Origin of the sequence: Microbacterium sp. 22195, assembly GCF_052056515.1 — a bacterium.
In the GTDB taxonomy this organism is placed as follows: Bacteria; Actinomycetota; Actinomycetes; order Actinomycetales; family Microbacteriaceae; genus Microbacterium.
On record NZ_JBQEPE010000002.1, the window covers coordinates 436,549 to 462,945 of the forward strand.

At 70.6% G+C, this 26,397-nt stretch carries 22 protein-coding genes; 9 read left to right on the forward strand and 13 right to left on the reverse strand.

Annotated features, from left to right (window positions below):
• Positions 1 to 116: 116 nt before the first annotated feature.
• Positions 117 to 2,375, reverse strand: a complete 2,259-nt coding sequence (locus ACTJJ4_RS10180; RefSeq protein WP_440943195.1) for a glycoside hydrolase family 3 C-terminal domain-containing protein — start codon at positions 2,373 to 2,375, stop codon at positions 117 to 119.
• 106 nt (positions 2,376 to 2,481) lie between these two features.
• Between ACTJJ4_RS10180 and ACTJJ4_RS10185 the strand changes: the two genes are divergently transcribed.
• Positions 2,482 to 3,096, forward strand: a complete 615-nt coding sequence (locus ACTJJ4_RS10185; RefSeq protein WP_440943196.1) for a TetR/AcrR family transcriptional regulator — start codon at positions 2,482 to 2,484, stop codon at positions 3,094 to 3,096.
• On the opposite strand, the gene ACTJJ4_RS10190 is transcribed toward ACTJJ4_RS10185, so the two are convergent.
• Positions 3,042 to 4,226, reverse strand: a complete 1,185-nt coding sequence (locus ACTJJ4_RS10190) for a hypothetical protein (RefSeq protein ID WP_440943197.1) — start codon at positions 4,224 to 4,226, stop codon at positions 3,042 to 3,044. The genes ACTJJ4_RS10185 and ACTJJ4_RS10190 overlap by 55 nt on opposite strands.
• A gap of 38 nt (positions 4,227 to 4,264) precedes the next feature.
• Between ACTJJ4_RS10190 and ACTJJ4_RS10195 the strand changes: the two genes are divergently transcribed.
• Complete coding sequence (locus tag ACTJJ4_RS10195; protein ID WP_440943198.1) at positions 4,265 to 4,615, forward strand: TraR/DksA family transcriptional regulator; 351 nt, start codon at positions 4,265 to 4,267, stop codon at positions 4,613 to 4,615.
• 149 nt (positions 4,616 to 4,764) lie between these two features.
• Here ACTJJ4_RS10195 and uxaC read toward each other — a convergent pair whose 3' ends face one another.
• Positions 4,765 to 6,180: a glucuronate isomerase gene (uxaC, locus tag ACTJJ4_RS10200; RefSeq protein ID WP_440943199.1), complete on the reverse strand. Its 1,416-nt coding sequence runs from the start codon at positions 6,178 to 6,180 to the stop codon at positions 4,765 to 4,767.
• A gap of 142 nt (positions 6,181 to 6,322) precedes the next feature.
• On the opposite strand from uxaC, the gene ACTJJ4_RS10205 reads away from it, so the two are divergent.
• Positions 6,323 to 7,648 carry a mannitol dehydrogenase family protein gene (locus ACTJJ4_RS10205; RefSeq protein WP_440943200.1) on the forward strand — a complete coding sequence of 442 codons (1,326 nt, stop codon included), beginning with the start codon at positions 6,323 to 6,325 and terminating at the stop codon, positions 7,646 to 7,648.
• Between the two features lie 2 nt (positions 7,649 to 7,650).
• On the forward strand, positions 7,651 to 8,697 hold the full coding sequence (locus ACTJJ4_RS10210) for a LacI family DNA-binding transcriptional regulator (protein WP_292698965.1): 1,047 nt from the start codon (positions 7,651 to 7,653) through the stop codon (positions 8,695 to 8,697).
• A gap of 195 nt (positions 8,698 to 8,892) precedes the next feature.
• Here ACTJJ4_RS10210 and ACTJJ4_RS10215 read toward each other — a convergent pair whose 3' ends face one another.
• The 6 genes from ACTJJ4_RS10215 to ACTJJ4_RS10240 all read right to left on the reverse strand — a co-directional run bounded on the left by ACTJJ4_RS10215 (position 8,893) and on the right by ACTJJ4_RS10240 (position 15,699).
• Entirely contained in the window at positions 8,893 to 10,374 is a 1,482-nt protein-coding gene (locus tag ACTJJ4_RS10215) for a polysaccharide lyase 6 family protein (protein WP_440943201.1), read from the reverse strand.
• 137 nt (positions 10,375 to 10,511) lie between these two features.
• Complete coding sequence (locus ACTJJ4_RS10220; RefSeq protein ID WP_440943202.1) at positions 10,512 to 11,798, reverse strand: alpha-L-fucosidase; 1,287 nt, start codon at positions 11,796 to 11,798, stop codon at positions 10,512 to 10,514.
• Positions 11,795 to 12,538 (reverse strand): tyrosine-protein phosphatase, encoded by a 744-nt coding sequence (locus ACTJJ4_RS10225; protein WP_440943203.1) that lies wholly within the window; start codon positions 12,536 to 12,538, stop codon positions 11,795 to 11,797. Before ACTJJ4_RS10225 ends, ACTJJ4_RS10220 begins: the two co-directional genes overlap by 4 nt.
• A 4-nt stretch (positions 12,539 to 12,542) precedes the next feature.
• Positions 12,543 to 13,409: a carbohydrate ABC transporter permease gene (locus ACTJJ4_RS10230; RefSeq protein ID WP_440943204.1), complete on the reverse strand. Its 867-nt coding sequence runs from the start codon at positions 13,407 to 13,409 to the stop codon at positions 12,543 to 12,545.
• On the reverse strand, positions 13,406 to 14,377 hold the full coding sequence (locus ACTJJ4_RS10235; RefSeq protein ID WP_440943205.1) for a carbohydrate ABC transporter permease: 972 nt from the start codon (positions 14,375 to 14,377) through the stop codon (positions 13,406 to 13,408). Before ACTJJ4_RS10235 ends, ACTJJ4_RS10230 begins: the two co-directional genes overlap by 4 nt.
• A complete protein-coding gene (locus ACTJJ4_RS10240) occupies positions 14,374 to 15,699 on the reverse strand; it encodes an ABC transporter substrate-binding protein (RefSeq protein WP_440943206.1) in 1,326 nt (441 codons plus the stop codon). The genes ACTJJ4_RS10235 and ACTJJ4_RS10240 overlap by 4 nt, the downstream gene beginning before the upstream one ends.
• Positions 15,700 to 15,842: 143 nt before the next feature.
• On the opposite strand from ACTJJ4_RS10240, the gene ACTJJ4_RS10245 reads away from it, so the two are divergent.
• The 3 genes from ACTJJ4_RS10245 (at position 15,843) to ACTJJ4_RS10255 (ending at position 18,966) form a co-directional block, all read left to right on the forward strand.
• Positions 15,843 to 16,853, forward strand: a complete 1,011-nt coding sequence (locus tag ACTJJ4_RS10245) for a hydroxyacid dehydrogenase (protein WP_440943207.1) — start codon at positions 15,843 to 15,845, stop codon at positions 16,851 to 16,853.
• Positions 16,854 to 16,950: 97 nt separating this feature from the next.
• Positions 16,951 to 18,189 (forward strand): D-mannonate dehydratase ManD, encoded by a 1,239-nt coding sequence (gene manD / locus ACTJJ4_RS10250; protein ID WP_440943208.1) that lies wholly within the window; start codon positions 16,951 to 16,953, stop codon positions 18,187 to 18,189.
• Between the two features lie 72 nt (positions 18,190 to 18,261).
• Positions 18,262 to 18,966, forward strand: a complete 705-nt coding sequence (locus ACTJJ4_RS10255) for an SGNH/GDSL hydrolase family protein (RefSeq protein ID WP_440943209.1) — start codon at positions 18,262 to 18,264, stop codon at positions 18,964 to 18,966.
• A 7-nt stretch (positions 18,967 to 18,973) separates the two neighbouring features.
• On the opposite strand, the gene ACTJJ4_RS10260 is transcribed toward ACTJJ4_RS10255, so the two are convergent.
• On the reverse strand, positions 18,974 to 19,588 hold the full coding sequence (locus ACTJJ4_RS10260) for a TetR/AcrR family transcriptional regulator (protein WP_440943210.1): 615 nt from the start codon (positions 19,586 to 19,588) through the stop codon (positions 18,974 to 18,976).
• Between the two features lie 127 nt (positions 19,589 to 19,715).
• On the opposite strand from ACTJJ4_RS10260, the gene ACTJJ4_RS10265 reads away from it, so the two are divergent.
• Both ACTJJ4_RS10265 and ACTJJ4_RS10270 read left to right on the forward strand, forming a co-directional pair.
• Positions 19,716 to 21,023 (forward strand): MFS transporter, encoded by a 1,308-nt coding sequence (locus tag ACTJJ4_RS10265; RefSeq protein ID WP_440943211.1) that lies wholly within the window; start codon positions 19,716 to 19,718, stop codon positions 21,021 to 21,023.
• 9 nt (positions 21,024 to 21,032) lie between these two features.
• Entirely contained in the window at positions 21,033 to 22,793 is a 1,761-nt protein-coding gene (locus ACTJJ4_RS10270) for a glycoside hydrolase family 3 protein (protein WP_440943212.1), read from the forward strand.
• Positions 22,794 to 22,878: 85 nt separating this feature from the next.
• On the opposite strand, the gene ACTJJ4_RS10275 is transcribed toward ACTJJ4_RS10270, so the two are convergent.
• From ACTJJ4_RS10275 to ACTJJ4_RS10285, 3 genes are read right to left on the reverse strand one after another with little or no spacing between them, the layout of a single operon-like run.
• Complete coding sequence (locus ACTJJ4_RS10275; RefSeq protein ID WP_440943213.1) at positions 22,879 to 24,552, reverse strand: dipeptide ABC transporter ATP-binding protein; 1,674 nt, start codon at positions 24,550 to 24,552, stop codon at positions 22,879 to 22,881.
• A complete protein-coding gene (locus ACTJJ4_RS10280; protein ID WP_285631310.1) occupies positions 24,549 to 25,346 on the reverse strand; it encodes an ABC transporter permease in 798 nt (265 codons plus the stop codon). The genes ACTJJ4_RS10275 and ACTJJ4_RS10280 overlap by 4 nt, the downstream gene beginning before the upstream one ends.
• On the reverse strand, positions 25,343 to 26,353 hold the full coding sequence (locus tag ACTJJ4_RS10285; RefSeq protein WP_440943214.1) for an ABC transporter permease: 1,011 nt from the start codon (positions 26,351 to 26,353) through the stop codon (positions 25,343 to 25,345). The genes ACTJJ4_RS10280 and ACTJJ4_RS10285 overlap by 4 nt, the downstream gene beginning before the upstream one ends.
• Positions 26,354 to 26,397 lie beyond the last annotated feature (44 nt).

A 26,397-nucleotide genomic window follows, 5' to 3' on the forward strand; every position in this document is an offset into this window, starting at 1 on the left:
TTCCCATCATCCTCCCTGCGGCGCGCGTTGGGGAGGAGAACGCACAGAGGGGAGGAGGATGCCGTGCGCATCCTCCTCCCCTCCCGGAGAAGTCCTCCCGGACGAGGGCGCGGGGATCAGCCCTGCGCGTTCGCTCCGGCGATCAGCTGCTCGATCTGCTCGCGGGTCACCGGGATGCCGGGGAATCCGACGATGCGCCCGATCGGGAACGACGCCATCATCTTCTCCATGCCGTCACCCTCCATCATCGAGGCGCCCGCGGCGTCCTGCGGCTCGGCGAGCCCCGCCAGCGCCTGCTGCACGATGGGACCGGCGAACGGGTGCGCCATCACCTCGCCGATCGAGGAGTTCATGTCCAGCGGCAGGCGCACCGTGTCACCCTCGAGGACGGCCGTCGCCGAGGAGCGGATGTCTCGGCTGGACGCGCCGACCTCGATCACGTACTCGCCGCCTTCGACCACGAAGCGGTCGACCCGCACGTCCCAGTACGTCAGGTCCTCGCGGCGGATGACCAGCTCGACCGGCACAGTCTCACCGGCGGCGACGGCCACCGACGCGAACGCCTTGAGCTCGCGCGGGGCGCGCTGCACGACCGAGCCGGGCAGCGACGTGTACGCCTGCACGACCTCGCGGCCGTCGCGGTCGCCGGTGTTGGTCACGTCCAGCGTCACGACGATGTCGCCGTCGGCGGAGACGGATGCCGCGGCGTCGCCGTACTCGAACGTCGTGTACGACAGGCCGTGCCCGAACGGGTAGGTGACCTGCAGGCCCTTCGCGTCGTACCAGCGGTAGCCGACCAGCAGCCCCTCGCCGTAGCGGACGTGGCCGAACTCGCCCGGGAAGTTTCCGTACGAGGGGTTGTCCTCCAGGCGCACCGGCACCGTCTCGGTCAGCTTGCCGGACGGGTTCACCGCGCCGTACAGCACGTCGGCGACCGCACCGCCGCCGGCCTGGCCGAGCAGCCAGGTCTCGACGATCGCCGGCACGCGGTCGGCGAAGGGCAGCGCCACCACGCCGCCGTTGGAGAGCACGACCACCGTCTTCGGGTTCGCGGCTACCACGGCATCCAGCACGGCGAGCTGCTCGGCCGGAAGGTCGATGTGCTCGCGGTCGAAGCCCTCCGACTCCTGCGAGGCGGGCAGCCCCAGGAAGACCACGGCGACCTCGGCCGACGCCGCGACGGCGACCGCCTCGTCGCGCAGGTCGTCGGCCGAACGACCGGACGCGGCGACCGCTCCGCCCTTCACGGCGAAGCCGGGCGCGTAGGACACAGCATCCCCGCCGACCTCACGGAGCGCGTCGAGCGCGGCGTCCACACGGGTCGGGTTGATCAGCGACGAGCCCGCGCCCTGGAAGCGGGGCTCGCTGGCGAAGGCGCCGATCACCGCCACCTTCTGCGACGGCGCGAGCGGCAGGACGCCGCCCTCGTTCTTCAGCAGCACGATCGAGCGGCCGGCGGCCTCGCGGGCCAGCGCGTGGTGCGCGTCGACGTCGAGGGGACCGGCGACCGCCGGACGCTCCCCGGCACGGCGCACCAGCTGCAGCGCGCGCGACGCCGCGACGTCGAGCACCTTCTCGTCGAGCTCACCGGCCTGCACGGCGGCGACGAGCTGGGCATCCGTCCGCCCGCCCGACGCGGGCATCTCCAGGTCGAGACCGGCGGCGATGCCGGCGATGCGGTCGTTGACCGCTCCCCAGTCCGAGACGACCAGCCCGTCGAAGCCCCACTCGTCGCGCAGCACGCTGGTCAGCAGCCACGGGTCCTCGCTGGTCCACACACCGTTGAGCTTGTTGTAGGAGCACATGACCGTCCAGGGCGCAGCATCCTTGACCACCCGCTCGAAGCCGCGCAGATAGATCTCGCGCAGCGGACGCGGGTCGACGTCGCTCGAGGAGCGCATGCGGTCGTGCTCCTGGTTGTTGGCCGCGAAGTGCTTGAGCGAGGTGCCCACTCCTTGCGCCTGGATGCCGCGGACGGATGCCGCGCCGAGCACGCCCGAGACGATCGGGTCCTCGGAGAAGTACTCGAAGTTGCGGCCGCACAGCGGCGAGCGCTTGATGTTGATGCCGGGGCCGAGCACGACGGCGACGTCCTCGATCGCCGCCTCGACGCCGATCGCCGCGCCGACGCGCTCGATCAGCTCCGGGTCGAAGGACGAGCCGATGCCGACGGCGGGCGGGAAGCAGGTGGCTGGCACGCTGTCGGCGATGCCGAGGTGGTCGCTGGCGCCGGCCTGCTTGCGCAGGCCGTGCGGGCCGTCGGTGACCATGATCGAGGGCACGCCGAGGCGGTCGACGGCCTTGGTGGTCCAGAAGTCCGCACCGCTGGTGAGCGAGGCCTTCTCCTCGAGAGTGAGATCGGATGCTTCGGTCATGCCCGTTCCTTCCATGGGGACGTCCATGGCGACGTCGCTGTCATGCGAAAACTATACGACCTTCAATTTCTGGAAATCAACCACTGTTCAGGATTAGGCTCGGGGCGTGGCACGCAGAGGTTCGTACGCGAAGGGCATCGCCCGCCGTGAGGAGATCCTCGACAGCGCCCTCGATGTGATCGGCCGCGACGGCTACCAGAACGCGTCGCTGCGAGGCATCGCCGCCGAGGTCGGCGTGACCCCGGCCGCACTGCTGCACTACTTCGGCACCAAGGAGGAGCTGTTCACCGCCGTGCTGCGCCGTCGCGACGAGCGCGACGGCCTCCGCGCCGAGGACGGCAGCGACGATGCCCGCGCGGGGTTCATCCGCACCGTCCGGCACAACACCGAGGTGCCGGGGCTGGTCGAGCTGTTCTCCCGGCTCGCCGTGGACGCCGTCGATCCCGCGCATCCGGCGCACGACTACTTCCTGGAGCGCAACGCACGGCTGCGCGCGCTGATGTCAGACGCCGTCCCCTCCGCACCGGGCGCGAGCCTCGACCCCGAGACGCTCGCGCGCGTCATCCAGGCCGTCTCCGACGGGCTGCAGCTGCAGTGGATGATCGAGCCCGACGTCGACATGGCCGGCATCATCGACCGGCTGATCACTGTGCTCGAACGGTCCGGTCAGACGGGCCCTGGCGACGAGTCGCCTGATGCCGTGCGCACCGGCACGTCGTAGCCGAACTCCTCGCGCAGGAGCGGACCGAGGCGCTCCAGTCGCAGCCGCAGCCAGGTGAGCAGCGACAGCCCCGCAGCCCAGAGCGCGAGGATCCCCAGAAGGCCGAGGGCTCGTCCGGAACTCGCAGCGGCCACGTCCCCACCGAGGACGAGCCCCATGCCCGCGAAGGCCGTGAGCGACCACAGGATCATGGTCGCCATCATCTGATCGCGCAGGTCACGCGTGAGCGAACGGCCGCGCTCCCGCTCGGCATCGGTCGGCGACCCGCGGAGCACACCGGGCAGACGGGTGAGCTGCGTCCAGCGGGCGAGGTGCAGCGCGATCAGCGCGGCCACGCACGCTGCCGCGAGCACCGCGGTCGCGACGGCGAGCCACGACCAGATCGGGTCGTGACGGAGCCGGCCCGTCGCGCCGACGCCGACGACGGCGGCGGCCAGGCACCAGCCGGCCGCGGACCGCGCCCGGTCGAGCGGGGTGCTCAGCCGGCGAGCGCGGGCGGCGAGCAGGCGGCGGTTCTCGCGGGTGTCCGCCAGGATCGTCTCGTCCGCATCGCGCTGCCCGACCGACCCCGCAGGCAGGTCGGCGAGCACCGACGCGATCCGACTCCGCGTGATGCCGCGACAGATCAGGACGCCGAGCACGGCCAGCACGACGAGCGCGATGCAGCAGAGTGTCGCGCCACGGTAGGCAGCGTCCGGTTCCTGCGACCAGAGGATCCCGGAGACGACCGCCGCGAGCGCCCCGGCCCCGGCGACGCAGACCAGCGTCACCTGCAGCGGGAACAGCGGCGCAGAGCTCGCCTGCCCACGGAACTCGACGGCGTTGCGCAGCGGGCCGGACCCGGGCACGGCTCCGAGATACATGCGCATCCGCGCCAGGTTCACGGCCGCGAGCGCGGGCCCGAGCAGCGCCGAGAAGAGCGCCGCGGCGATCGCGCTGACGGCGAGGATGCCGAGCGCGATCGGCTGCAGGGCATCGGACGCACCGCCCAGCGCGGCGATGAGCATGATCACGCAGCTGAGCGCGATGCCGATCCCACCCGCAGAGGCGGCGGCGATCACGGCATCCGCGATGCTGCGCGACCACGCCATCCGCGCCGTCGGCGGCAGCTCCGCGCCTCGTCGTGCCATCCTGCCTCCCCTTCCACCCCTCACGCTACTGTGAGTCGATGAGCCGGATCAGTCGCGAGGCGCTCGTCTCACGGAGAGCGGATGCCGTCGCGCGCGCCGCCTCCGCGGCATCCGCTCTGGCCGTGCTCGTGCACGACCGTCAGGACTCGAACGACGACGATGAGCACGACCCGGAGGGCGTGACCCTGTCGTCGGAGTGGTCGCGGCTGACCGCGCTGTCGGAAGCCGCTGACCTGGAGGTGCGGCAGTTCGACGAGGCGCTGCAGCGCTGGGATGCCGGAACGTACGGCATCTGCGCGTCCTGCGGCAGGCCGATCCCGGAGGGACGCCTGGAAGCCAGGCCCTCGGCGGAGCTGTGCGTGCCGTGCGCGGAGAAGGCCGGGGCCTGAGGCCGAATCGCGCTCGCCCACGGATCGGGGCAGGCACAGATCGGGGGCCGACACGCCAGATCGCGGACGATTTCGCGGGAAACGTCCGAAATGTGGCCTGTCGGCCCCCGGAGTGCAACGGACCGGACAGGCCACCGGGCGAGACCGGGTCACTCCCGCGGGATGCGGAACGTCTCGTACGGCACGCGGCGCACGAGGTCGTCGGCGATCTCGGCGGCATCCTCCTCGGTGAGGCGGTGCGTGACCACCAGCGACGCCAGGTATCCGGCATCCACGCGGCGGGCCATGTCGTGCCGGGCGGGGATGGAGCAGAACGCGCGGGTGTCGTCGATGAAGCCCGAGGTCTTCGCGAAGCCGGCACTGTCGGTGATCGCGCGACGGTAGCGCTCGATGGCATCCGGGGTGTCGAGGAACCACCAGGGGGCACCCACGTACACGCTGGGGTAGAAGCCCGCCATCGGCGCCAGTTCGCGCGAGAACGAGGTCTCGTCCACCGTGAACAGCACCAGGCGCAGCTGCGTGCCCGTGCCGAAGTCGTTGAGCGCGCGACGCAGCGGCTCGGTGTAGGTCATCGGCACCGGCAGGTCGTGGCCGGTGTCGGCCCCGAAGCGCCGCAGCGTGGGCACGTGGTGGTTGCGGTGGATGCCCGGATGCAGCTGCATCACCATGCCGTCCTCCGCCGACATCTCGATCAGGCGGTAGAGGATGTCGCGCCGGTAGGCGGTGCCCTCCTCCGGGGTCGCCTCGCCGCGGAGCCCTGCGGCGTGGATGCGCTCGGCCTCGCCCGCGGGCAGCGGCACGGCCCAGGCATCCGGCACCCCGGTGTCGGTCGCGGTGCCGCCGGCTGCACGGAACCAGGCCCGGCGCGCGCGGAGCGCCTCGAGCAGGCCGGCGTACGTGCCGCAGGAGATCTCGGATGCCACGGCCAGGCGCTCCAGCGCGGGGAGCCAGCCCGGGGCGGACGGGTCCATGGCGCGGTCGGCGCGGAAGGTCGGCAGCACCCGCCCGGTGAAGGTCGGATCGGCGGCGAGCGCCAGGTGGTCGGCGAGATCGGCTGCCGGGTCGTCGGTGGTGGCGAGCACATCGACCCCGAAGCGCTCGAACAGCGCGCGCGGGCGGTACGCGTCGTCGGTCAGCAGCTCGGCGATGCGGTCGTAGACGGCATCCGCGGTGTCGGCCGTCAGCCGCTCGTCGATGCCGAACAGCTCGCTGAGCTGGTACTCGAACCAGTACTGCACCGAACTCGCGCGGAACAGGTGCCAGTTCGCGGCGAGCACCCGCCAGGCCTCCCGCGGGTCGACGGCGGGCTCCCCCGCGGGCGCCTGCACGCCGCCGAGCGAGATCCCCGCCCCGTGCAGCACCCGGGTCACGTAGTGATCGCCGGTGAGCAGCAGCTCGGTGGGCGAGGCGAAGGGCCGGTCCTCGGCGAGCAGCGAAGCCGGCACGTGCCCGTGCGGGGACACGATCGGGGCATCGGCGACCCGCCGGTAGAGCTCACGGGCGACGCCGCGGGTGGAGGGATCGCTGGGAAGCAGGCGGTCGGGGTGCATCTTGGTGCTGAGCATGAGGTCCTTCTGGGTCGTGCACGGCGGCGGCGGGCCGCGCGCCTGGTTGCACGTTACCGGTCATCCTCCGACTTGGCAACCGTTTGCCATTAGGATGGGCATCGGGCGTCTCGAAACGGTTCGAAGCGCGGGGAGGGCGGGTATGACTGAGCGACCGGATCGGCACCGCGGATCGACCATCGTGCACCTCGGCGTCGGCGCCTTCCATCGCGCGCATCAGGCCTGGTACACGCATCGCGCCTCCACCTCCGACGACCCGTGGAGCATCGTCGCGTTCACCGGGCGCTCCCCCGAGCAGGCGCGGCTGCTGCAGGCATCCGGCGGCGTCTACACGCTGATCACCCGCGGCCCCGACGGCGACGAGTTCGAGCGGATCGACAGCATCCGCTCCGCCCACGACGGCGCAGACCGACCCGCCTGGGAGCGCGCCGTCGCCGCGCCGTACACCCGGCTCATCACCCTGACCGTCACCGAGGCGGGGTACCGCTCGGATGCGCACGGGAACCTCGACCTGACGGACGCCGCCGTCGCCGCCGACCTGCGGGTGGCGCACAGCGGAGCGGATGCCGCGCTCACGACGGCCCCCGTGCGTCTGGCCACCGCGCTGGCGGCCAGACGCACGGCGGATGCCGGGTCGCTCACCGTCATCAGCTGCGACAACCTGCCGGGCAACGGCGCGATCACTCGCACGGTCGTACTGCAGGCCGCCGCCGAGCTCGACCCCGCACTGCCCGCCTGGATCGACGCGAACGTGGGCTTTCGCTCCTCCATGGTCGACCGGATCACGCCGCGCACGGTGCCCGCCGACATCGACGCCGTGGAGCGCGCCACCGGCTTCCGCGACGAGGCGGCCGTCGTCACCGAGCCGTTCTCGGAATGGATCATCGAGCGCGGCTTCACCGGCCCCGACTGGGAGCGCGCGGGCGTGCGCCTGACCGACGACCTCGCGCCCTACGAAGAGCGCAAGCTGCGCATCCTCAACGGCGCCCACTCGCTGCTGGCGTACCGCGGCCTGCTCTCCGGGCACGAGCACGTGGCCGGCGCCTTCGCCGATCCGGCAGTGCGCGAGCAGGTCGAGGAGTACTGGGTCGCCGCGGCGGACAGCTGCGCGCTGCCCGGGCACGAGCTCGACGAGGCGATCGACGCGACCCGCCGCAGGTTCGCGAACCCCCGGATCCGGCACGCGCTGGCGCAGATCGCCCTGGATGGCGAGATCAAGCTGCGGCATCGCGTGGTCCCCGTGCTCGCGCATGCCGTGCGCACCGGCGCGAGCGTGTCGGCACCGGCATCCGCCATCGCCGCGTGGATGCGGTGGAGCGGAGCATCCGGGCATCCGCTCGACGCCCTTCTCACCGGGCACGATGCCGATGTCGCCGCCGCGATGCGTGCGGCGATCGAGCGCGAGATCCGTAGGCTGGGGGAGATGTCCGCCGGCGCGGTTCCGCGCGCCGGCGCAGTGAGGAGCTGACGATGGCCGACGACGAGACCGTCGACGCCGCGACGGGCGCGCCCGCGGGCGAGCACGTGCGCCCCGGTGAGAGCGCGACGATCTACGACGTCGCCCGCCTCGCCGGCGTGAACCCCTCCACGGTCTCGCGCGCGCTGAACCGTCCGGGACGCGTCAGCGCCGCCACCGAGCGCCGCATCCGCGCCGCCGCCGAAACCCTGCACTACCAGGTGAATCCGATGGCGCGTGCGCTGCCCACCGGACGCACTTCGATCATCGGCCTGGTGGTCTCCGACATCACGAACCCGGTGTTCTTCGACGTGGTCCGCGGCGCCGAGACCGCTGCCACCCGCGCCGGATACACCCTGGTGCTCACCGAGTCGGAGGAGTCGGACGAGCGCGAGTACGAGCGCGCCGAGCGGATGCTGCGCATGGTCGACGGCCTGCTCCTGGCCACGCCGCGCATGCCCGACGAGCACATCCGCGCCCTCGCCGGGCAGAAGCACGTCGCCGTGGTCAACCGCCAGGTGGAGGACGTGCTCTCGGTCGTCCCAGACGCCCAGCACGGCATCGCCGAGGCCGTGCGTCACCTGCGCGGCCTGGGCCACTCGCGGATCGCGTACCTGCCGGGACCCGCCCTGTCGTGGATGGCGCGGCGACGCGGGGAGCTGCTCGCCCAGCGCTGCGAGTGGGCGCACATCGACCTCATCGCGCTCGACCCCGTGGCCCCCACCGTCGCCGGCGGCCGCAGCGCCGCACGCGCCGCACGCGACAGCGGTGCGACGGCCGTGGTCGCCTACAACGACCTGATCGCGATCGGCCTGATGCAGGAGCTGGTCGAGACCGGCATCCGCATTCCCGCCGACCTCAGCGTGATCGGCTTCGACGACATCTTCGGCGCGGACTTCACCTCGCCCTCGCTCACGACCGTGAAGTCGCCGCTGCGCGAGGCGGGTGACCACGCCCTGTCGGCCCTGCTGGCACGAGTGGCGGGCGACGCAGCCCCGTACGTGGGCTTCGACCTCGAGACCACCCTGGTCGTGCGCGGCTCCACCGGCCCCGCCGCCTGACGCGCCCCGCGGCGACCCGCGCCGCAGCATGTCCCAGCAGTGGCGGGTCGCAGGACGCCGCACCCACCACTACTGCGACACGCACCGCGGCCCGTCCCACAAACGGCGGGACGGATGCCCGCACACCCGCCACTTGTGGGACACGCGGAGCGGTTGCCGCGCGAGACCCGTCCCGTGCGGCAACCGCTTGCCAATTCAGCGCGCGAGGGGGCCGACCTCGGCCGCCACGAGCGGGCTGCGACGCGGTGCCGCCATGCTCAGCTCGTGGGCTCCGACATCTGCCGCCCCGAGGCGCTGACGGCCGTCGATGTCGTCGCGCACCACGGCCCGGTGGTCACGCGTCGCGGCATCCGCCGCCGCACTCCCGGGGCCGATGCGCCACACGTCGTCGGCATCCTTCGCGAGCCTCGGGTCCACACGGGTGAAGCCGGAGGCCGGCATGTCGCCGTCCGGCGCAGCACCCCAGAACAGGTTGCCCGCCCAGGTGAAGCCGATCGAGTTCGCGACCTCGCTCAGCGTGCCCGCGTCGCCTTGGAAGATGTTGTCGACGATCACGCAGTCCATCGGCGTGACGGGCCGGTGCGTCTCGCAGGAGATGCCGCCCGCGTTGCCGTAGACCGTGTTCAGCGCGATGTGCACGCGATCGGCCGCGTCGTTCTTCTTGCGCGAGGCCGCGGGCTCGCCCTCGTAGTGGTCCCGCTCGGTGCCCGCGCCCAGCACGAACGCCGTGTCGGCGGTCTCGCCGATGTAGTTGTTCACGATCACGTGGTCGTTGCCGTAGATGCGGATGCCGCGCAGACCGCGGATGATGTGGTTCGACTCCACGCGGTTGCGGTTGCCGTGCCGCAGCACGATGCCGCCGCCGCTGTCGCGGATGGTGTTGTACCGGATGATGTTGTCGCTGGACTTGACCGAGATAGCCTCGGGGTCGCCGTTGCATCGCTCGAACAGGTTGTGCTCGACGATCGCGTGCGCACTGCTCAGCGCCCGCGGGCTCACGCCCAGGCGGATCGGCTCGCCGCCGTTGTCCCCGGCGAAGGTGTGGTCGCTGAAGTAGTTGTGGTGGATGTGCACGTTCTGCGCCATCTCGGTGCTGCCGGCGCCCTCCACCCCGAGGAGGACGCCGAGCGTGGACTTGCTGTGGAAGTGGTTGTACTCGACGACCGTGTCGTCCGCGCGCACCATCACGCAGAGCAGGCCCTCGATGTCGGCCAGCCGGAAGTCGTTGCGGCTGAGGGTGATCGACTGGCAGTCCGCCGGCAGCTCGAACGTGGTCGACTGGGTGAAGACGAAGCCGCGCAGCACGAGGTCGTGCGTGCCGCCGAAGCGGAAGCTCTCCGCCCCCGTGAACGTGACCCCGCCGATCGACTCCGCGGTGATCATCAGCGGCTTGTTCCACCGTCCTCCGACACCGGTCAGGTCGATCGGCGCCCCGTCCGGCACGGCGTAGGTGCCGTTCGCGACGATGATCGTCCCGCCCTCGGGAGCGGCGGCGATCGCCGCGCGCAGCTCGGCCAGCGAGGACGCGCGTGAGTACGGTCCGACGCCCGGGAGCATCGGCACGACCCCGGATGCGGCCGGGCCGACGCCGAGCACCGAGGCGCCGGCGGCCTGCGCACCGACCACGGCAGTCGCGGCACCGGCCATGGCCGACAGGATGAACGTCCTTCTCTTCATTGTTTCCTCCTCTTCGAGGGGTCGCCGAGGAGACCGCCGGCGGCGGTCTCGGTCAAGGCGACCGGGGTGGTCCTTCGTCTCGCTCCGCTCGCTCAGGAGCCGGGCGAGCACCCGGGCTCAGGCACCCGGACGACGGGTCAGTCAGGTTCGGTCAGGAACAGCTCCACGACGGGGACGGGGGTGTCAGGTCGCTGCACGGGGAGCTGCAGCGTGTACGTGCCCTCGGGCAGGCCGCCCATCAGGGTGTTCTGGGCGGGACGGTTCGGGTCGATGTGCACGGGCACCAGCTCCGAGGCATCCGACATCAGCTGCGCGTACCCGACCTTCCCGGCGAGCCCCGGCAGGTGCAGGTGCTTGAACGGCCAGTCGAACAGATGCACGTACAGCCGGTCGCCGCGCAGCGTGTAGCGCGTACCGGTGGGCGCCTGCCACGGGGCGGGCCCCGCGCCGTGGATCGACCGGGCGTGGTCGTCCATCCAGGCGGCGATCTCGTCGAAGGTGCGCTGCGCGGTGCGGTCGATGCGCCCGCGCCCGTCCGGCCCGACGTTCAGCAGCAGGTTGCCGTTCTTCGAGACGCCGTCGATCAGCAGGCGGATGAGCGACTCCGGGCTCTTCACGTCGAGGTTGTCGCGGTCGTAACCCCAGCTGCCGTTGAGCGTCTGGCACGCCTCCCACGGCACCTCCACGCCGTCGCGGCGCATCGGCTCGAGCGGCTGGTACTGCTCGGGTGTGACGATATCGCCCGGGATGCCCATCCGGTCGTTCACGATCACGTGCGGCTGCAACTCGCGGATCAGCGCCATCAGACCCTCGGCATCCCAGTCATCCGCGCCCTTGCCGCCCCAGTAGTCCGCGCGGTGCGTGTACGAGAAGTCGAAGAACAGGTAGTCGATGCGCCCGTACTCCGTGAGCAGCTCGCGCACCTGGCCGTGCAGATACGGCTGGTAGTCGCGCACGTCGCGATCGGCGGTGGCCGCCTTGAACTCCTCGTCGTCGCGCTGCGGGTGCGTGCCGTCGACCGGGAAGGCCTCGTGGTGCCAGTCGATCAGCGAGTAGTAGATGCCCACGCGCAGCCCTTCGGCGCGGCACGCCACGACGAACTCCGCCACGGCATCGCGCCCGTAGGGCGTGTTCATCACGGTGTAGTCGGTGAGCTTCGAGTCCCACAGGCAGAAGCCGTCGTGGTGCTTCGCGGTGAGCACGACGTAGCCGGCGCCGGCCGCCTTCGCGGTGCGAGCCCAGGCACGCGGGTCGTAGCGGTCGGGATCGAAGTGCTCGCGGTACCGCTCGTAGTCGGCATCCGTCATCCGCTCCCGGTTCTTCACCCATTCGTGCCGCGCGGCGAGCGAGTACAGCCCCCAGTGCACGAACATGCCGAGGCGCGCCTCGGTGAACCAGGCCATCTCTGCGGCGGATGCCGTCATGCGTGAGCTCCTCGGGTGGGGACGGGGTCGGATGCCGGGATGGGCTCGACGAGCGCGGCGCCGAGCGCCGCCAGCTCGTCGTCGGTCAGGCCGTGCGCGCGCAGGTAGGCGGATGCCGATCCCCAGCGCGCATCGAGTTCGGTCAGTGTCTGCGCCATGACCTCGGCGGGGGACTCGGTGGCGAGCATCCAGGCGTGTCGCGACTGCGGGTACGTCCGCGCCAGGCGCTCGGAGGTGGCGCGGCGGTGGCCCTCGGGGATGAGGTCGGCGGTGCGCGCATAGTCGGCGACGACGGCATCCCGCTCCGCGCCGACGGCCGCGAGCGCCAGCGCGATCACGACGCCCGTGCGGTCCTTGCCCGCCGTGCAGTGCACGAGCGTCGGCTCGCCGGCCGCGATGACGCGCACGGCATCCACCAGCTGCGCCGACGACTCGGCGAGCAGGTGCGCGTAGATCTCCCCCAGGCTGAAGTCCTGCTCGAAGAACGACCGGGTGGAGCCGAGGTACAGCGGGAGACGGGTGATCCGGATGCCGGCCACGGCAGTGGCATCCGCCTGCGCCTCCTCGTCCGACCGCAGGTCGACGATGTGCGCGACGGCGTCGCGCAGGAGCGCCGCACCGTCGGCATCCGTCGCCGCGAGATGACCCGACCGGAACAGACGTCCGGTGCGGATCATCCCGCGCTCGGCGGGGATCCCGCCCACGTCGCGGAAGCCGACGACACCCTGCAGCTCGACCACCGCGTCAGCCCTTCAGCGCGCCCGAGGTGAGCCCGCGGGCGAACGAGCGCTGGAACAGCAGGAACACGATCACCGACGGCGCGAGCGCCAGCAGCGACGCGGCCATCACGACGCCGGGGGTGACCTCGGGCTCGATGCGCAGCGTGCGCAGCGCGAGGGGCAGCGTGTACGTGGCACTGGAGGTCGACACCAGCAGCGGCAGCAGGTACTGGTCCCAGATCATGGTGAAGCCGAACACGCCGATCACGCCGAGCGCCGGCTTGCAGAGCGGCACGATGATCTGCGCGAACACGCGCAGCTCGCTGGCGCCGTCGATGCGCGCCGCCTCCTCGAGCTCGAGGGGGACGTCCTTCATGAACTCGGTCATCACCAGGATCGAGAACGCCCAGGCGCCGATCGGCACGATCATGCCGGCGAGAGTGCCCATCAGGTTGATGTGCAGCAGCGGCAGGTCGGCCAGCAGGATCGACAGCGGCAGGGCCAGGATCTCATCGGGGAGCATCATCGTCGCGAGGATCGCGACCAGGGCCAGAGCCGAGAAGCGGAACCTCTTGCGGGCGAGGGCGTACCCGGCGAGCACGGAGACGACCACCTGCATGAGCAGGCCGAAGCCCACCACGAAGAACGAGTTCATCAGGTAGCCGAGCACGCCGAAGTCGAAGGCGACCGAGAAGTTCTCCAGCGTCGGCCGGGTGGGCACGAGGCTGAGCTCGGTGGGGTCGGAGACCTCGCTGAACGCACCGGAGAGCAGGGCCAGCAGGGGACCCGCGAACAGCGCGACGACGAGGGCGTAGAGCACGACCTTCACGCCGATGCCGACGACGGTGCGGCTCTCGGTGAGTCCGAGAGCGGTATCGGTTCCGGCGCTCATGCGTCCTTCTTCTTCCGCATCAGGAGCTGCACCGCGAGGGTCAGCACGAGGGTGGCGAGGAACAGGAGCACCGCGCCCGCCGATCCGACGCCGAGCTTCTGCTGCTCGAGACCGAGCTTGTAGAGCAGCGTCATCACGACCTCGGTGGCGCCGTTCGGCCCGCCGTTGGTCATCAGGTACACCTCGGTGAACACCCGGAAGCCGCGGATGGCGGCCAGGATGAACAGGATGGTGAACACCGGGCGCAGCCCCGGCAGCGTGACGTGCACGATGCGCTGCCAGCGGTTGGCGCCGTCGACGGTGGCGGCCTCGTAGAGACCGCGGTCGATGCCGGCGAGCCCCGCCAGGATGATCATCATGTCGTAGGGACCGCCGCGCCAGACGCCCATCAGGATGATCGACCACATGGCCGAGTCGGGACTGTTGATGTAGTCGCTGGGGCCCAGGCCGATGAACGCGATGATCGAGTTCAGGAACCCGTTCGGCGACGGGTGGTACATGATCCGCCACAGCTCGGCGACCACGGCCATCGGGACGACGACGGGGAGGAAGGCCGCGGAGCGGATGAACGACAGCTTGCGGGTCTGCCCCTCGAGCAGCAGCGCGAGCAGGAAGCCCAGCAGCAGGCATCCGGCGGTCTGACCGACCGCGAGGATGAGCGTGTTGACGGCCGCGTCGCGGAAGTCGGGCGACGCGAGGATCGTCTGGTAGTTCTGCATCCCTACGTACTCGTTGCCGAGGTAGGGGCGCACGTTCTCCACCGACATCCCGATGGCCTGCCCCATGGGGATGTAGCGGAAGATCAGGAACAGCAGGAGCGCGGGGGCGAGGAACGCCCACGGCACCCACCACTGGCCCTGGACTCGATGGCGGCGGCGCCGCCGGGCGGGCGGCAGGGACGCGAGGGCCCCCGCCGCCTGCCGGGAAGCGTCGGCCGCGGTGGCGGCGTCGGCCGTGTCGATGGTCACTGCTTGAGGATCCCCTGCGTCAGGAGCTCGGCGGTCAGCTTGCCGTCGAGCTTGGTGAGCTCGTCCTTCACGTCGAGCGAGCAGTCGGCGAGAAGGGCGTTGATGGTGTCGGCGCTCATCTGGCGCACCGGGGTCCAGCTCGGGATCGTCGGGGCGTAGTGGCCGCTCTTCTGGTAGGCGTCCTGGAAGACCGTCCAGCGTGCGTCGTCGCGGACGTCCGAGACCTTCACCTTCTCGTTCACCGGGAGCTGGATGGCGAAGGCATCCGTGCCCTCCATGCCGAACTTCTGCGACTCGGGGCTCACGTACCAGTCGGCGAAGGCCGTCTGGCCCTTCACGTTCTCGGATCCCGCCATCAGGTAGACCGTGCCGCCCTCGGCGAGCACCGCGGAGTCCTTCGGACCCTTGGGCGCGGGGACGACCTCGTACTTGTCGGCGCCGAGCACCTTGTCGAAGCGCGGCATCATGTACGGCCCCGTGACGTACATGCCGGCGATGCCGGACTCGAACGCCTCATTGGTCGGCGGGGTGTCCATGCTGGGCGCGCCGGGCTGCACCACGCCGGCCTTGCACTGCAGGTCGCGGAACCAGGTGGTGGCCTCGACCGCGGCATCCGAGGTCATCGCCGGCAGCCACTTGTCGCCGGAGCCGGTGATGAAGTCGCCGCCCGCGGCCCACAGGAAGTTCGAGAAGTACCACGACGCGTATCCGCGCTTGGTCGAGCCGGGCACCGCCAGACCGTAGGTGTCGTTCTTGCCGTTGCCGTCGGGGTCGTTCTCGGTGAAGGCCTTGGCGACCTGCTCCATCTCGTCCCAGGTGGTCGGCGCCTTCAGGCCCAGCTTCTGCAGCCAGTCGCTGCGGATGAGGAGGGCGTTGGCCTGGGCGGAGTAGGGGATGCCGTAGGTCTTGCCGTCCACGGCCTTGCCGGCCTTGAGGGCCTGCGGGGTCAGGTCCTTGGAGTTCTTGATCTCCTTGAGGTCGATCTCGCGGAGGATGCCCTGCGACTGCATCGTGCCGAGCTGGCTGACGTCGTTGAGCACGATGTCGGGCAGGTCCTTCTGGCCGGCGCGCTGGGCGAGCTTGATCTCGAAGTCGTCGAAGATCGCGGTGACCTCGGCCTTGTAGCCTGTGGCCTTCTCGAAGGCCTCGACCTGACGCTTGGTGGCGGCCTCGCTGGGGCTGCCGGGGGTGGTGCGGGTCCAGATCTCGAGGGTGGCCTTCTCGTCCTGCTTGACGTTCGTTCCTCCCGTGCCGCCGGGTGCGGCGCTGGAGCAGCCCGCGAGGGCCAGCGTGGCGATGCCGATCAGTGCGGCTGCTTTCATCCTTGTGTGCATGGGACTCTCTCCGGGTTGGCAAACGCTTGCCACTTTGCAAGACGCTGTTCGCGAATCTAACCTAGGGTCGCGGACACTGTCAACAATTGATCCGATGTCTGGCTCCCCACAACTCGATTCCTGGAGGCATCGTGGCCGAAGAAGATCCTCGCATCCGTGCGCGTCTCGTCATGGAGGAACGGCGTCGCGACGACGTCTATCCGGCCGATGCGCTGGCCGCGATCGCCCGCGCCGCACGAGTGGATCTGCCCCCGATCACCGCCGAGCAGCTCTCGCGCGACCCCGATGCTCTGAGGGACGTGGACGTGCTGCTGACCGGGTGGGGCGCGCCGGTCATCGACGCCGAGCTGCTCGCCCGCGCCCCGCGCCTGAAGGCCGTGCTGCACGCCGCCGGTTCGGTCAAGCACATCGTCACCGACGCGTCCTGGGATCGCGGCATCGAGGTCGTCTCGGCCGCCGCGGCCAACGCCGAGCCGGTCGCCGAGCTCACGGCCGCGCAGATCGTGCTCGCCGCACGCGGCGTCGCGGCATCCCGGCGGCTGTACCGCGAGCGCCGTAACCTCTCGGCCGCGCACGCCGCGCACGGCACGACGGGCCGGACCGTCGGGCTGTGGGCGCTGGGCGAGATCGGTCGGCGGGTGGCGGAGCGGCTGCGCGGGAGCGCACTCACCGTTCTCGCGCACGACCCGTTCGCGGATGCCGCCCTGGCGGCGTCGCTCGGTGCGACCCTGGTCACCCTGGAGGAGCTGTTCGAGCGGTCGGACGTGGTGAGCCTGCACGCCCCGCTGCTGCCGGAGACCACCGGGATGATCGGTCGCGAACTGCTGGAGCGGATGCCGCAGGGCGCCGTGCTCATCAACACCGCCCGCGGCGGTCTGATCGACGAGCAGGCCCTGGTGGACGTGCTGCGCCGGCGCCCCGATCTGACGGCGCAGCTGGACGTCACCGTGGCCGAGCCGCCGGCAGCCGATTCGGAGCTCTGGGAGCTGGCGAACATCGAGCTCACGCCGCACGTCGCGGGCTCGATGGGCGACGACCGCGGCGCGATGGGAAGGCTGGTCGCGGACGAGCTCGGACGACTCGCGCAGGGCCTGCCGCTGCAGCACCGGGTGGGGCGCGATCAGCTGGCTCGCATGGCGTAGTATTGGCAACCGATTGCCTTACTGTGATGATCCATGGTTTCATGTCGATGCCAGCACCGACGCGCGCAGCAGCGTGCCCTCAGCATCCGGAGAATCCATGACCATCGACAAGGCCGAGGTGATCGTCACCAGCCCGAACCGCAACTTCGTGACGCTGAAGATCACGACCTCCGACGGCGTGACCGGCCTGGGCGATGCGACCCTCAACGGCCGCGAGCTCGCCGTGGTCTCGTACCTGCGCGACCACGTCGTCCCGCTGCTGATCGGCTCCGACGAGAACCGGATCGAGGACACCTGGCAGTTCCTCTACCGCTCGGCGTACTGGCGCCGCGGACCCGTCACGATGGCCGCGATCGCCTCCGTCGACATGGCGCTGTGGGACATCAAGGCCAAGCAGGCCGGGATGCCGCTGTACCAGCTGCTCGGCGGGGCGTCCCGCACGGGCCTGCTCGCCTACGGCCACGCGTCCGGCACCGACCTGCCCTCGCTGTTCGACTCGGTGCGCGACCACCTCGAGCAGGGCTATCGCGCCATCCGCATCCAGACCGGAGTCCCCGGACTGAACGCGATCTACGGCATCGCGTCGCAGTCCGCCGCAACCGGCGGCGGAGACGAGCGCTACGACCACGAGCCCGCACGCCGCGGCGCGAAGCCGGTGGAGGAGGACTGGGACACCCGCGCCTACCTGCGTCATCTTCCCGGCGTCTTCGAGGCGGTGCGCAACGAGTTCGGCCCCGAGCTCCCGCTGCTGCATGACGGCCACCACCGCATGACGCCGATCCAGGCCGCCAAGCTCGGCAAGGAGCTCGAGCCCTACGACCTGTTCTGGCTGGAGGACTGCACCCCCGCCGAGAACCAGGAGGCGCTGCGCCTCGTGCGCCGGCACACCACCACCCCGCTCGCGATCGGCGAGATCTTCAACACGGTGTGGGATTTCAAGGACATCATCCGCGAGCAGCTGATCGACTACGTGCGCGGCGCGGTCACCCACATGGGCGGCATCAGCCCGCTGAAGAAGACCCTCGAGTATGCGGCGATGTACCAGATCAAGTCGGGCATGCACGGGCCGACCGACATCTCCCCGGTCGGCATGGCCGCCGCGATGCACCTGGGCCTGTCGATCCACAACTTCGGCATCCAGGAGTACATGAAGCACGGCGAGCGCACGAACCAGGTGTTCCAGCAGTCGTTCACCTGGCAGGACGGACTGCTTCATCCCGGCGACGCTCCCGGTCTGGGCGTGGAGCTCGACCTGGACGAGGCGGGGAAGTACCCGTACGAGCAGGCGTACCTGCCCTACAACCGCCTCGCCGACGGCACGGTCCACGACTGGTGACGTCGCGTGCCCAGCGGGGCCCGCAGCCCGGATGCGCCAGGATGGAAGCACCATCCCGACAGGAGCATCCGCGTGACCACTGACCTGACCCGCCTGCGCACCCTGCTCGACGAGGGCACGCCCGTGAACTGGGTGTGCACCGGCGACTCCATCACGCACGGACTCATCCACACCCAGGGCGCGCGCAACTACGTCGACCATCTGCACGAGCTGATCCGCGGCGACATGTCCCGCGTTCAGGACGTCATCATCGACACCGCCATCAGCGGCTGGCGCATCGTGCAGCTGCTCGAGGACTTCGACCGGCGCGTGTCCGCCTGGCATCCGCACGTCGTCACGCTCATGATCGGCACGAACGACTGCTCCACCGCGGGTGTCTTCCCGGTGATCGAGCCTGCCGAGTTCGCAGCATCCGTCACCGAGTTCGTCGCACGGGTGCGCGTCCTCGGCGCCATCCCCGTGCTGCAGACCCAGCCCGCGATCGACGTGCGCAACGCCCCGGAGCGCGCCAGGATCGCCGAGTTCGCCCAAGCCATCAGGGATGTCGCGGCCGCGCAGGACGTGATCCTCATCGATCAGTTCGCGCGCTTCGCCGAGATGGGCCGAGGCCACGTGAACGACATCGCCTGGGGACTTCTGGGCGACCCGTTCCACCCGAACGCGGCCGGGCACGCCGTGCTCGCCCTCGGCGTCGCGTCGGCGCTCGAGCTCGCACCGCTGCCGGAGCGCGACCGCGTGCTGCCGGCCCTGCGGGCCCTGGCGCACGCCGCCCGCTGAGCTCCTGCTAGTCGGCCCCGCCGAGGGGCACCACGAGCAGCTCCTCGATCCGGAGCCGCACAGCCTCGGCCATGTCGACGGACGTCGGATCGAGCAGCCACTGCAGCTGCAGGCCATCCATGAGGGCGGTGAGCTCCGCGGCGGCGCGCTCCTCGTCGACGTGCTCGGCGAGGTAGCCCGCGGCCCTGGCATCCCGCAGGGCCTTCGCCGTGCCGGAGCGGATCCGCGCATAGCGCTGGACGAAGTAGTCGTGCGCGGGGTGAGTCGGGTCGGCCGACTCCGCCGACAGCACGGCGTACAGCGCGATGATGCCGCCGACCTCGCTGTTGTGCCGGGCGAGGTCGACCATGCCGCGCAGGATCCCGATGCCGTCCTGCCCCTGTGACCCGTTGCGGCGGAACCGCTCGCGGTCCTCGCGATCCCGCGTCTCCAGCACCGCCTCCATGAGCGATTCCTTGGTGGGGAAGTGGTGCGCGAGACCGGCCCGCGAGATGTCGCAGATCTTGGAAAGTTCGAGCATGGTCGCACTGTTGTAGCCGACGCGGCCGAAGAGCGCGGTCGCGGCCGCGATGATCTGCTCCCGCCGGGCCCGGCCGGTGGTGTATCCGCGTTCAGTCGTCATCGATGTCCCATCGTAGGCGTCGAATGAAAACCTACACTTGTGCCGGTTTTCATGCTAGCGTGCCATCAATCGGAACCGAGCACCCCGTCCGGCCACCCGAACCCGCCCATACCCGCAAGGACTGACAATGTCGTCGACTTCATCTGACGCCCCCGAACTGCGTCCCCCGATCACCGAGACCACCTTCGTCGCCACCGCCTCCGGCGAGGACGACCCGCCCGCGACCATCAAGGGTCTCCCACGACTGCTCGGCTGGATCATTCCGGCGAACTTCGCGATCTTCGTGATCTGGGGCGCGGTGCCCGGCATCCTGCTGCCGCACCAGATCGAGCTGCTCTACCCCGACCCGAAGCAGAAGGTCGCGACCTTCGCGATCATCGCGACCATCGGCGCCCTGTGCGCGCTCCTGGCGCAGCCCATCGCAGGACAGATCTCCGACCGCACCCGCTCCAAGTACGGGCGTCGCGCCCCGTGGATCCTGATCGGCGCGGTGGCCGGTGGCCTCGCACTCAGCGGACTCGCGTTCGCGAACTCTTTCGTCGGCATCCTGATCGCCTGGTGCCTCGTGCAGATCGGCTACAACATCGCCCAGGGCCCGCTGAGCGCGGTGCTGCCGGACCGGGTTCCCGTCGGCCGCCGAGGCACGTTCGCCGCCCTCTCCGGCATCGGCCTCATGGCGGGTGCGCTGGGCGGCCAGGTCATCGGCTCCCTGCTGTTCAACAGCCTGATCGCCGGGTACGTCATCTTCGCCGGGTTCGCCCTCATCGTGCTCGTGCTGTTCGTCGCCTTCAACCCCGACCACCCGAGCACGAACTTCGCCCGGGAGCCGTTCCGTTTCGGTGATTTCCTCAGCACTTTCTGGGTCAACCCGATCAAGCACCCCGACTTCTTCTGGGCCTTCACCGGACGACTGCTCCTCTACACGGGCTACTTCGGCGTCACCGGCTACCAGCTGTACATCCTCAGCGACTACCTCGGTGTCGCGAAGCCCGAGACCGTCATCCCGCTGCTCGGGATCATCGGACTCGTCGGCACCATCGTCGCGACCATCATCTCGGGTCCGATCTCCGACAAGGTGGGGCGCCGCAAGCCGTTCGTCTTCGGGTCATCGGTGGTCATGGGCGTCGCTCTCGCACTTCCGTGGCTGTGGCCGAACTTCACCTCGTGGCTCATCATGACGGCGATCATCGGATTCGGATTCGGCATGTTCCAGGCGGTGGACACCGCCCTGATGAGTCAGGTGCTGCCCTCTGCGAAGAACTTCGCCAAGGACTTGGGCGTCGTGAACATCGCCGCCACCCTTCCCCAGACATTCGCTCCGGGGATCGCCGGCGCGATCGTGCTGGCCTTCGGCTATGCGGCCCTGTTCCCCATCGGGATCGTCCTGTCCATCGCTGGCGCGGTGTGCGTCTGGTTCATCAAGGCCACCAAGTAAGGAGATCGGATGACCATCAACGAGGTGCGCTTCCCGTACCAGGACGCCGCGCTCGACATCGAGCAGCGGGTCGAGGACCTGCTCAGCCGGATGGATGCCGCCGACAAGGCCGGCATGCTCTTCCACACCATGGTCGGCATCGGCGACCCGTCCGAGGGCAACCCGACGTTCGGGCTGCCCTCGGCCCACTCGATGATCCGCAAGCGCCGGATGAATCACTTCAACCTGCTCGGCTCGGCGCCCAGCGGCCGCGAGTTCGCCGCCTGGAGCAACGCGCTGCAGCGCTTCGCCCGCGAGGACGGCCTCGGGATCCCGATCACGTTCTCCACCGACCCGCGGCACGCGTTCAGCGACAACCCCCTGACCTCGATGTTCGCCGGCCCCTTCTCGCAGTGGCCCGAGACGCTGGGCTTCGCCGCCCTCGCCTCGCCCGAGCGGCTCGAGCGCTTCGGCGACATCGCCCGGCAGGAGTACCTCGCGGTGGGGCTGCGTGTCGCACTGCATCCGCAGATCGACCTCGCCACCGAGCCGCGCTGGTCGCGGATCAACGGCACGTTCGGCGAGAGCGCCGATCTGACCAGCGAGCTCGTGGTCGGCTACATCCGCGGGTTCATGGGCGCCGAACTGGGCGCGGAGTCGGTCTCGACGATGGTCAAGCACTTCCCCGGCGGCGGTCCGCAGCTCGACGGCGAGGACCCGCACTTCGAGTGGGGCAAGGAGCAGGTCTACCCCGGCGGTGAGCAGGAGTACCACCTGCGTCCGTTCATCGCGGCGATCGAGGCCGGCGCCACCCAGATGATGCCGTACTACGGCAAGCCGGTCGGCACCGACTGGGAGGAGGTCGGCTTCGGCTTCAACAAGGACGTGCTGACCACGCTGCTGCGCGACCGCCTCGGCTTCGACGGCATCGTCTGCACCGACTGGGGCCTGCTCACCGACGCCGACATCCTGGGGACGCCGATGCCGGCGCGGGCCTGGGGCGTCGAGCACTTCACGCGACCCGAGCGGATGGTGAAGGCGCTGGACGCCGGCATCGACCAGTTCGGCGGCGAGCTGTGCACCGACGTGCTGCTGGAGCTGCTCGCCTCGGGCGCGGTGACGGAGGACCGTCTCGACGTCTCGGTGCGGCGCCTGCTGCGGGAGAAGTTCCGCCTCGGACTGTTCGACGATCCGTTCGTCGACGAGGAGCACGCCGAGGCCGTCGTCGGCCGTGCGGACTTCGTGCAGGAGGGCCTGGACGCGCAGAGCGACTCGCTGACGCTGCTCACGAACACCGACGGTATCCTGCCGCTGACCCGAGGCGCGAAGGTCTACGCAGAAGGCGTGGCGTCCGAAGCCCTCGCCGGGTACGCGAGCGTCGTCGAGACACCCGAGGAGGCCGAGGTCGCGATCCTGCGCATCAAGGCGCCGTTCGAGGACAGGGACCGCGGCGGCTTCTCGGCGATGTTCCACTCCGGGTCGCTGGAGTTCCCCGCTGAGGAGCATGCGCGTCTGACGGCGATCGCCGAGGCCGTGCCGACCGTGATCGACATCTACCTCGACCGCCCGGCCGTGCTGGGCGGCCTGGAGGAGTCGGCCCGCGCCGTGCTCGCCGATTACGGCGCCTCGGACGAGGCCGTGCTGCGGGTGCTGTTCGGAGAACGGGGCCCGCAGGGCTCGCTGCCCTTCGACCTGCCGCGCTCGGATGCCGCGGTCGTCGCGAGCCGTTCGGATGTCGCATTCGACACCGAGGACCCCACGTTCCGCTTCGGCCACGGGCTGCGGTACTGATCGCACCCATGGATGAGCCCCCTGCCGATCGGCAGGGGGCTCAAACGTTCGGGGGGGGAGCCAAGCAGCTCGGGCGCCGGGGATGCTAGGAGACGGCGCTGCTGCCGGGGATGGCCGCGATGAGCTCGCGGGTGTACTCGTGCGCCGGGACGCCCAGCACGTCGGCGGCGTCGCCGCTCTCGACGACCCGCCCCTTCTGCATCACGACGATGCGGTCGGAGATCTGCCGCACCACGCCCAGGTCGTGCGAGATGAACAGGTAGCTCAGCCCGAACTCGGCCTGCAGATCGACGAGCAGCTGCAGGATCTGCTCCTGCACGGAGACGTCCAGCGCCGACACGGGCTCGTCGAGGATCATCAGCTCCGGGCCGATGGCGAGCGCCCTGGCGATGGCGACGCGCTGCCGCTGACCGCCGGACAGCTCGCCGGGACGCCGATCCGCCAGATCCGCCGACAGGCGCACCCGCTCGAGCAGCTCGCGGACGAGCGCCCGCTGCGAGGCGCGGTCGCCGACGCGGAACGACCGCAGCGGCTCCGCGACGATCCGCTCGACCGTCATCCGCGGATCGAGGGACCCGAACGGGTTCTGGTAGACCACCTGCATCCGCCGACGCAGCTGACGCAGACGCTCGCCGGTCGCACGCGTGATGTCCTCGCCGTCGAGAAGGACGGTGCCGGCATCCGGCTGCACGAGCCGAGCCGCGATCCGCGCGCTCGTGGTCTTGCCCGAGCCCGACTCGCCCACGATCGACAGCGTCCTCCCCCGCGGGACCGCGAAGGAGACGTCGTCGGCGGCGAGGAACGATCCGCCGCGGACGCCGTAGGACTTGCCCAGGCCGCGCACCTCGAGGATGCTGTCGGGCCGCGCCCCGGCGCCGTTCGCGACGCCCTGCGCCGCCACCCGCTCGCGGAAGGTCGCGAACAGCGCGCTCTCCTCGCTCGCCTGCACCTGCGGGACCAGCCGCCCCTCGCGCAGACCGGGAGCCGCCGCGACGAGGCGCCGGGTGTACTCGTGCGTCGGCGCGTTCAGCACATCGGCGGTCGCGCCGCGCTCCACGATCTCGCCCTGGTACATCACGATGATCTCGTCGGCGCGATCGGCGGCCACGGCCAGGTCGTGGGTGATCAGCAGCACGGCGGTGCCGTGCTGCTGCACGAGCTCGTCGAGCTGGTCGAGCACATGCCGCTGCACCGTCACGTCGAGGGCGCTGGTCGGCTCGTCCGCGATCACGAACTGCGGTCCGCACGCCCACGCGATCCCGATCAGGGCGCGCTGGCGCAGGCCTCCGGACAGCTCGTGCGGGTACTGCGAAGCGCGCAGCGCCGGTTCCGGGATGCCGACCTCGTCGAGGATCTCCACGGCGCGCGCGGCCGCGGCGGCACGCGGCATCCGCCGGTGGATGCGCAGCGTCTCCGCGATCTGCTCGCCCACCCGCATGAGCGGGTTCAGCGACGATCCGGGGTCCTGCGGCACGAAGCCGATCTGCGCCCCGCGGATCTTCCGCAGCGCGCGCTCCGGCAGCCGCACGAGGTCGTTGCCGGCGAAGCGGATGGAGCCGCCCGTGATCCGGCCGTTCTCGGGAAGGCGGCGGATCAGGGCCTGCGACACGGTGGACTTGCCCGAGCCGGACTCGCCGACGAGTGCGACCACCTTGCCCGCGGGAACCTCGAAGGAGATGTCGTGGACGACCTCCTTCCAGCGTCCGCGCGTGCTGTAGTCGACGCGCAGGCCGTCCACCTGCAGCAGAGCCCCGCTCATCGCTCGCCTCCGATCGCTCGCGCCACGCGGTTCACGGCCAGCACCACGGCCAGGATCACGAGACCCGGGATGATGCTGAGCCACGGCTGCGCGGCGATGAAGTCCCGTCCGGCCGCCGACAGCGCACCCCACTCGGGTGCGGGCGGCGGTGCGCCGAAGCCGAGGAAGGTGAGCGCCGAGACGCCCAGGATGGCCGTGCCCAGCTCGAGCGCGGCGACGGCGATGACGGGGCGCGCCGCGTTGGGCAGCACGTGCCGGAACACCACGGCGGGCACGCGTGCGCCGAGGGTGCGAGCCGCCTCGACGTACTCCTCGTTGCGCACCCGCAGCACCTGCGAGCGCATCACGCGGGCGAAGCTGCCCGCTGCGCCCAGGCCGACGCCGAGGCCGATCGAGACCGGCCCGAAGCCGAGGGTGGCGACGACGATGAGGGCGAGCAGGATGCCCGGGATCGCGACGAGCACGTCGACCACCCGCATGATCGCGAAGTCGACGGGGCCGCCGAGGAATCCGGACGCCAGCCCCACCAGACCGCCGACGACGACACCGACCGCCACCGCGAGCGCCGCCGAGACGATGGAGAGCGCCGTGCCGTGCACCACACGGGAGTACAGGTCCCGGCCGAGGTTGTCGGTGCCGAAGAGGTACTCGGCGCTGGGCGGCAGCAGCCGGTCCTTGGGGACCGAGAGGTACGGGTCGTGCGTCGACAGCAGCGAGGGCGCGACGATCGCGACGGCGACCAGCAGCAGCACGAGCAGGCTGATCACGAATCCGGGCTGGCGGAGCAGTCTCATGCGTTCACCTCCGGGGTCTCCGCGGCCTGGGCCGCGCGCGCGGCCCGGCCTCCCGATCGCCGCGTGCGGGGGTCGATCACGCCGTACGCCAGATCGACCACGAGGTTCACGGTCGCATAGACCGCGGCGATCATCAGCACGATGCCCTGGATGACGTTGATGTCACGGGCGAGCACGGCGTTCACCGTCATCCGCCCGATGCCGTCGCGCGAGAAGACCGTCTCGACCACGGCGGTGCCCGCCGCGAGGTATCCGATGGTCAGGCCGAGCACCGTGATGGTGGGCAGCAGCGCGTTGCGCAGCAGGTGCGCGGTGAAGATCCGCCACGGCGGCACGCCCTTGGCCACCGCCGTGAACACGTGCTGACTCGCCTGCGCCTCGAGAACGGCCGCCGAGAACACCTGGAACAGGATGGCCCCGACCGGCAGCGCCAGCGTGACCGCGGGGAGGATGGCGCTGCCCGGCTGGCGGCTGCCGGAGGACGGCAGCCAGCCGAGAGTGAAGGAGAAGAAGCTGATCAGCAGCAGACCGGTCAGGAACGCCGGGATCGCGACGCCGAACGGCGGGATCTGCAGCAGCAGGTTGCGCAGCCAGCGCACCGGCGCGATGAAGGCGAGGAAGGTGAAGAGCACTGCGATCACGATCGCGATCACGAGGGCGATCACGGCGATCTCCACGGAGTTCGGCAGCGTCCGCGCGATCATCGTCGCCACCGGCTGGCCGGTGGCGATCGAGATCCCCAGGTCGCCCTGCACCAGCATCCCGAGGCGATGCCAGTACTGCTCCCAGGGCGTGCCGGCCAGACCGTACTGCTGCCGGAGCCGCTCGAGTGCCTCCGGGTCGACGATCGTGTCCCCGCCGCTCTTGCTGGCGAGCGCGGCGAGCAGGGGGTCGCCGGGCAGGAAGGTGATCAGGAGGAACACGACGGTGTACGTCGCGAGCACCACGAAGACGAACTGCGCCAGCTTCGGTGCGATGTAGCGCAGCACGCGCAGCGTCGCGTTCACGGTTCCGCTCCCGTCATCCTGATCACCTTCCCGCCGTGTCCGGC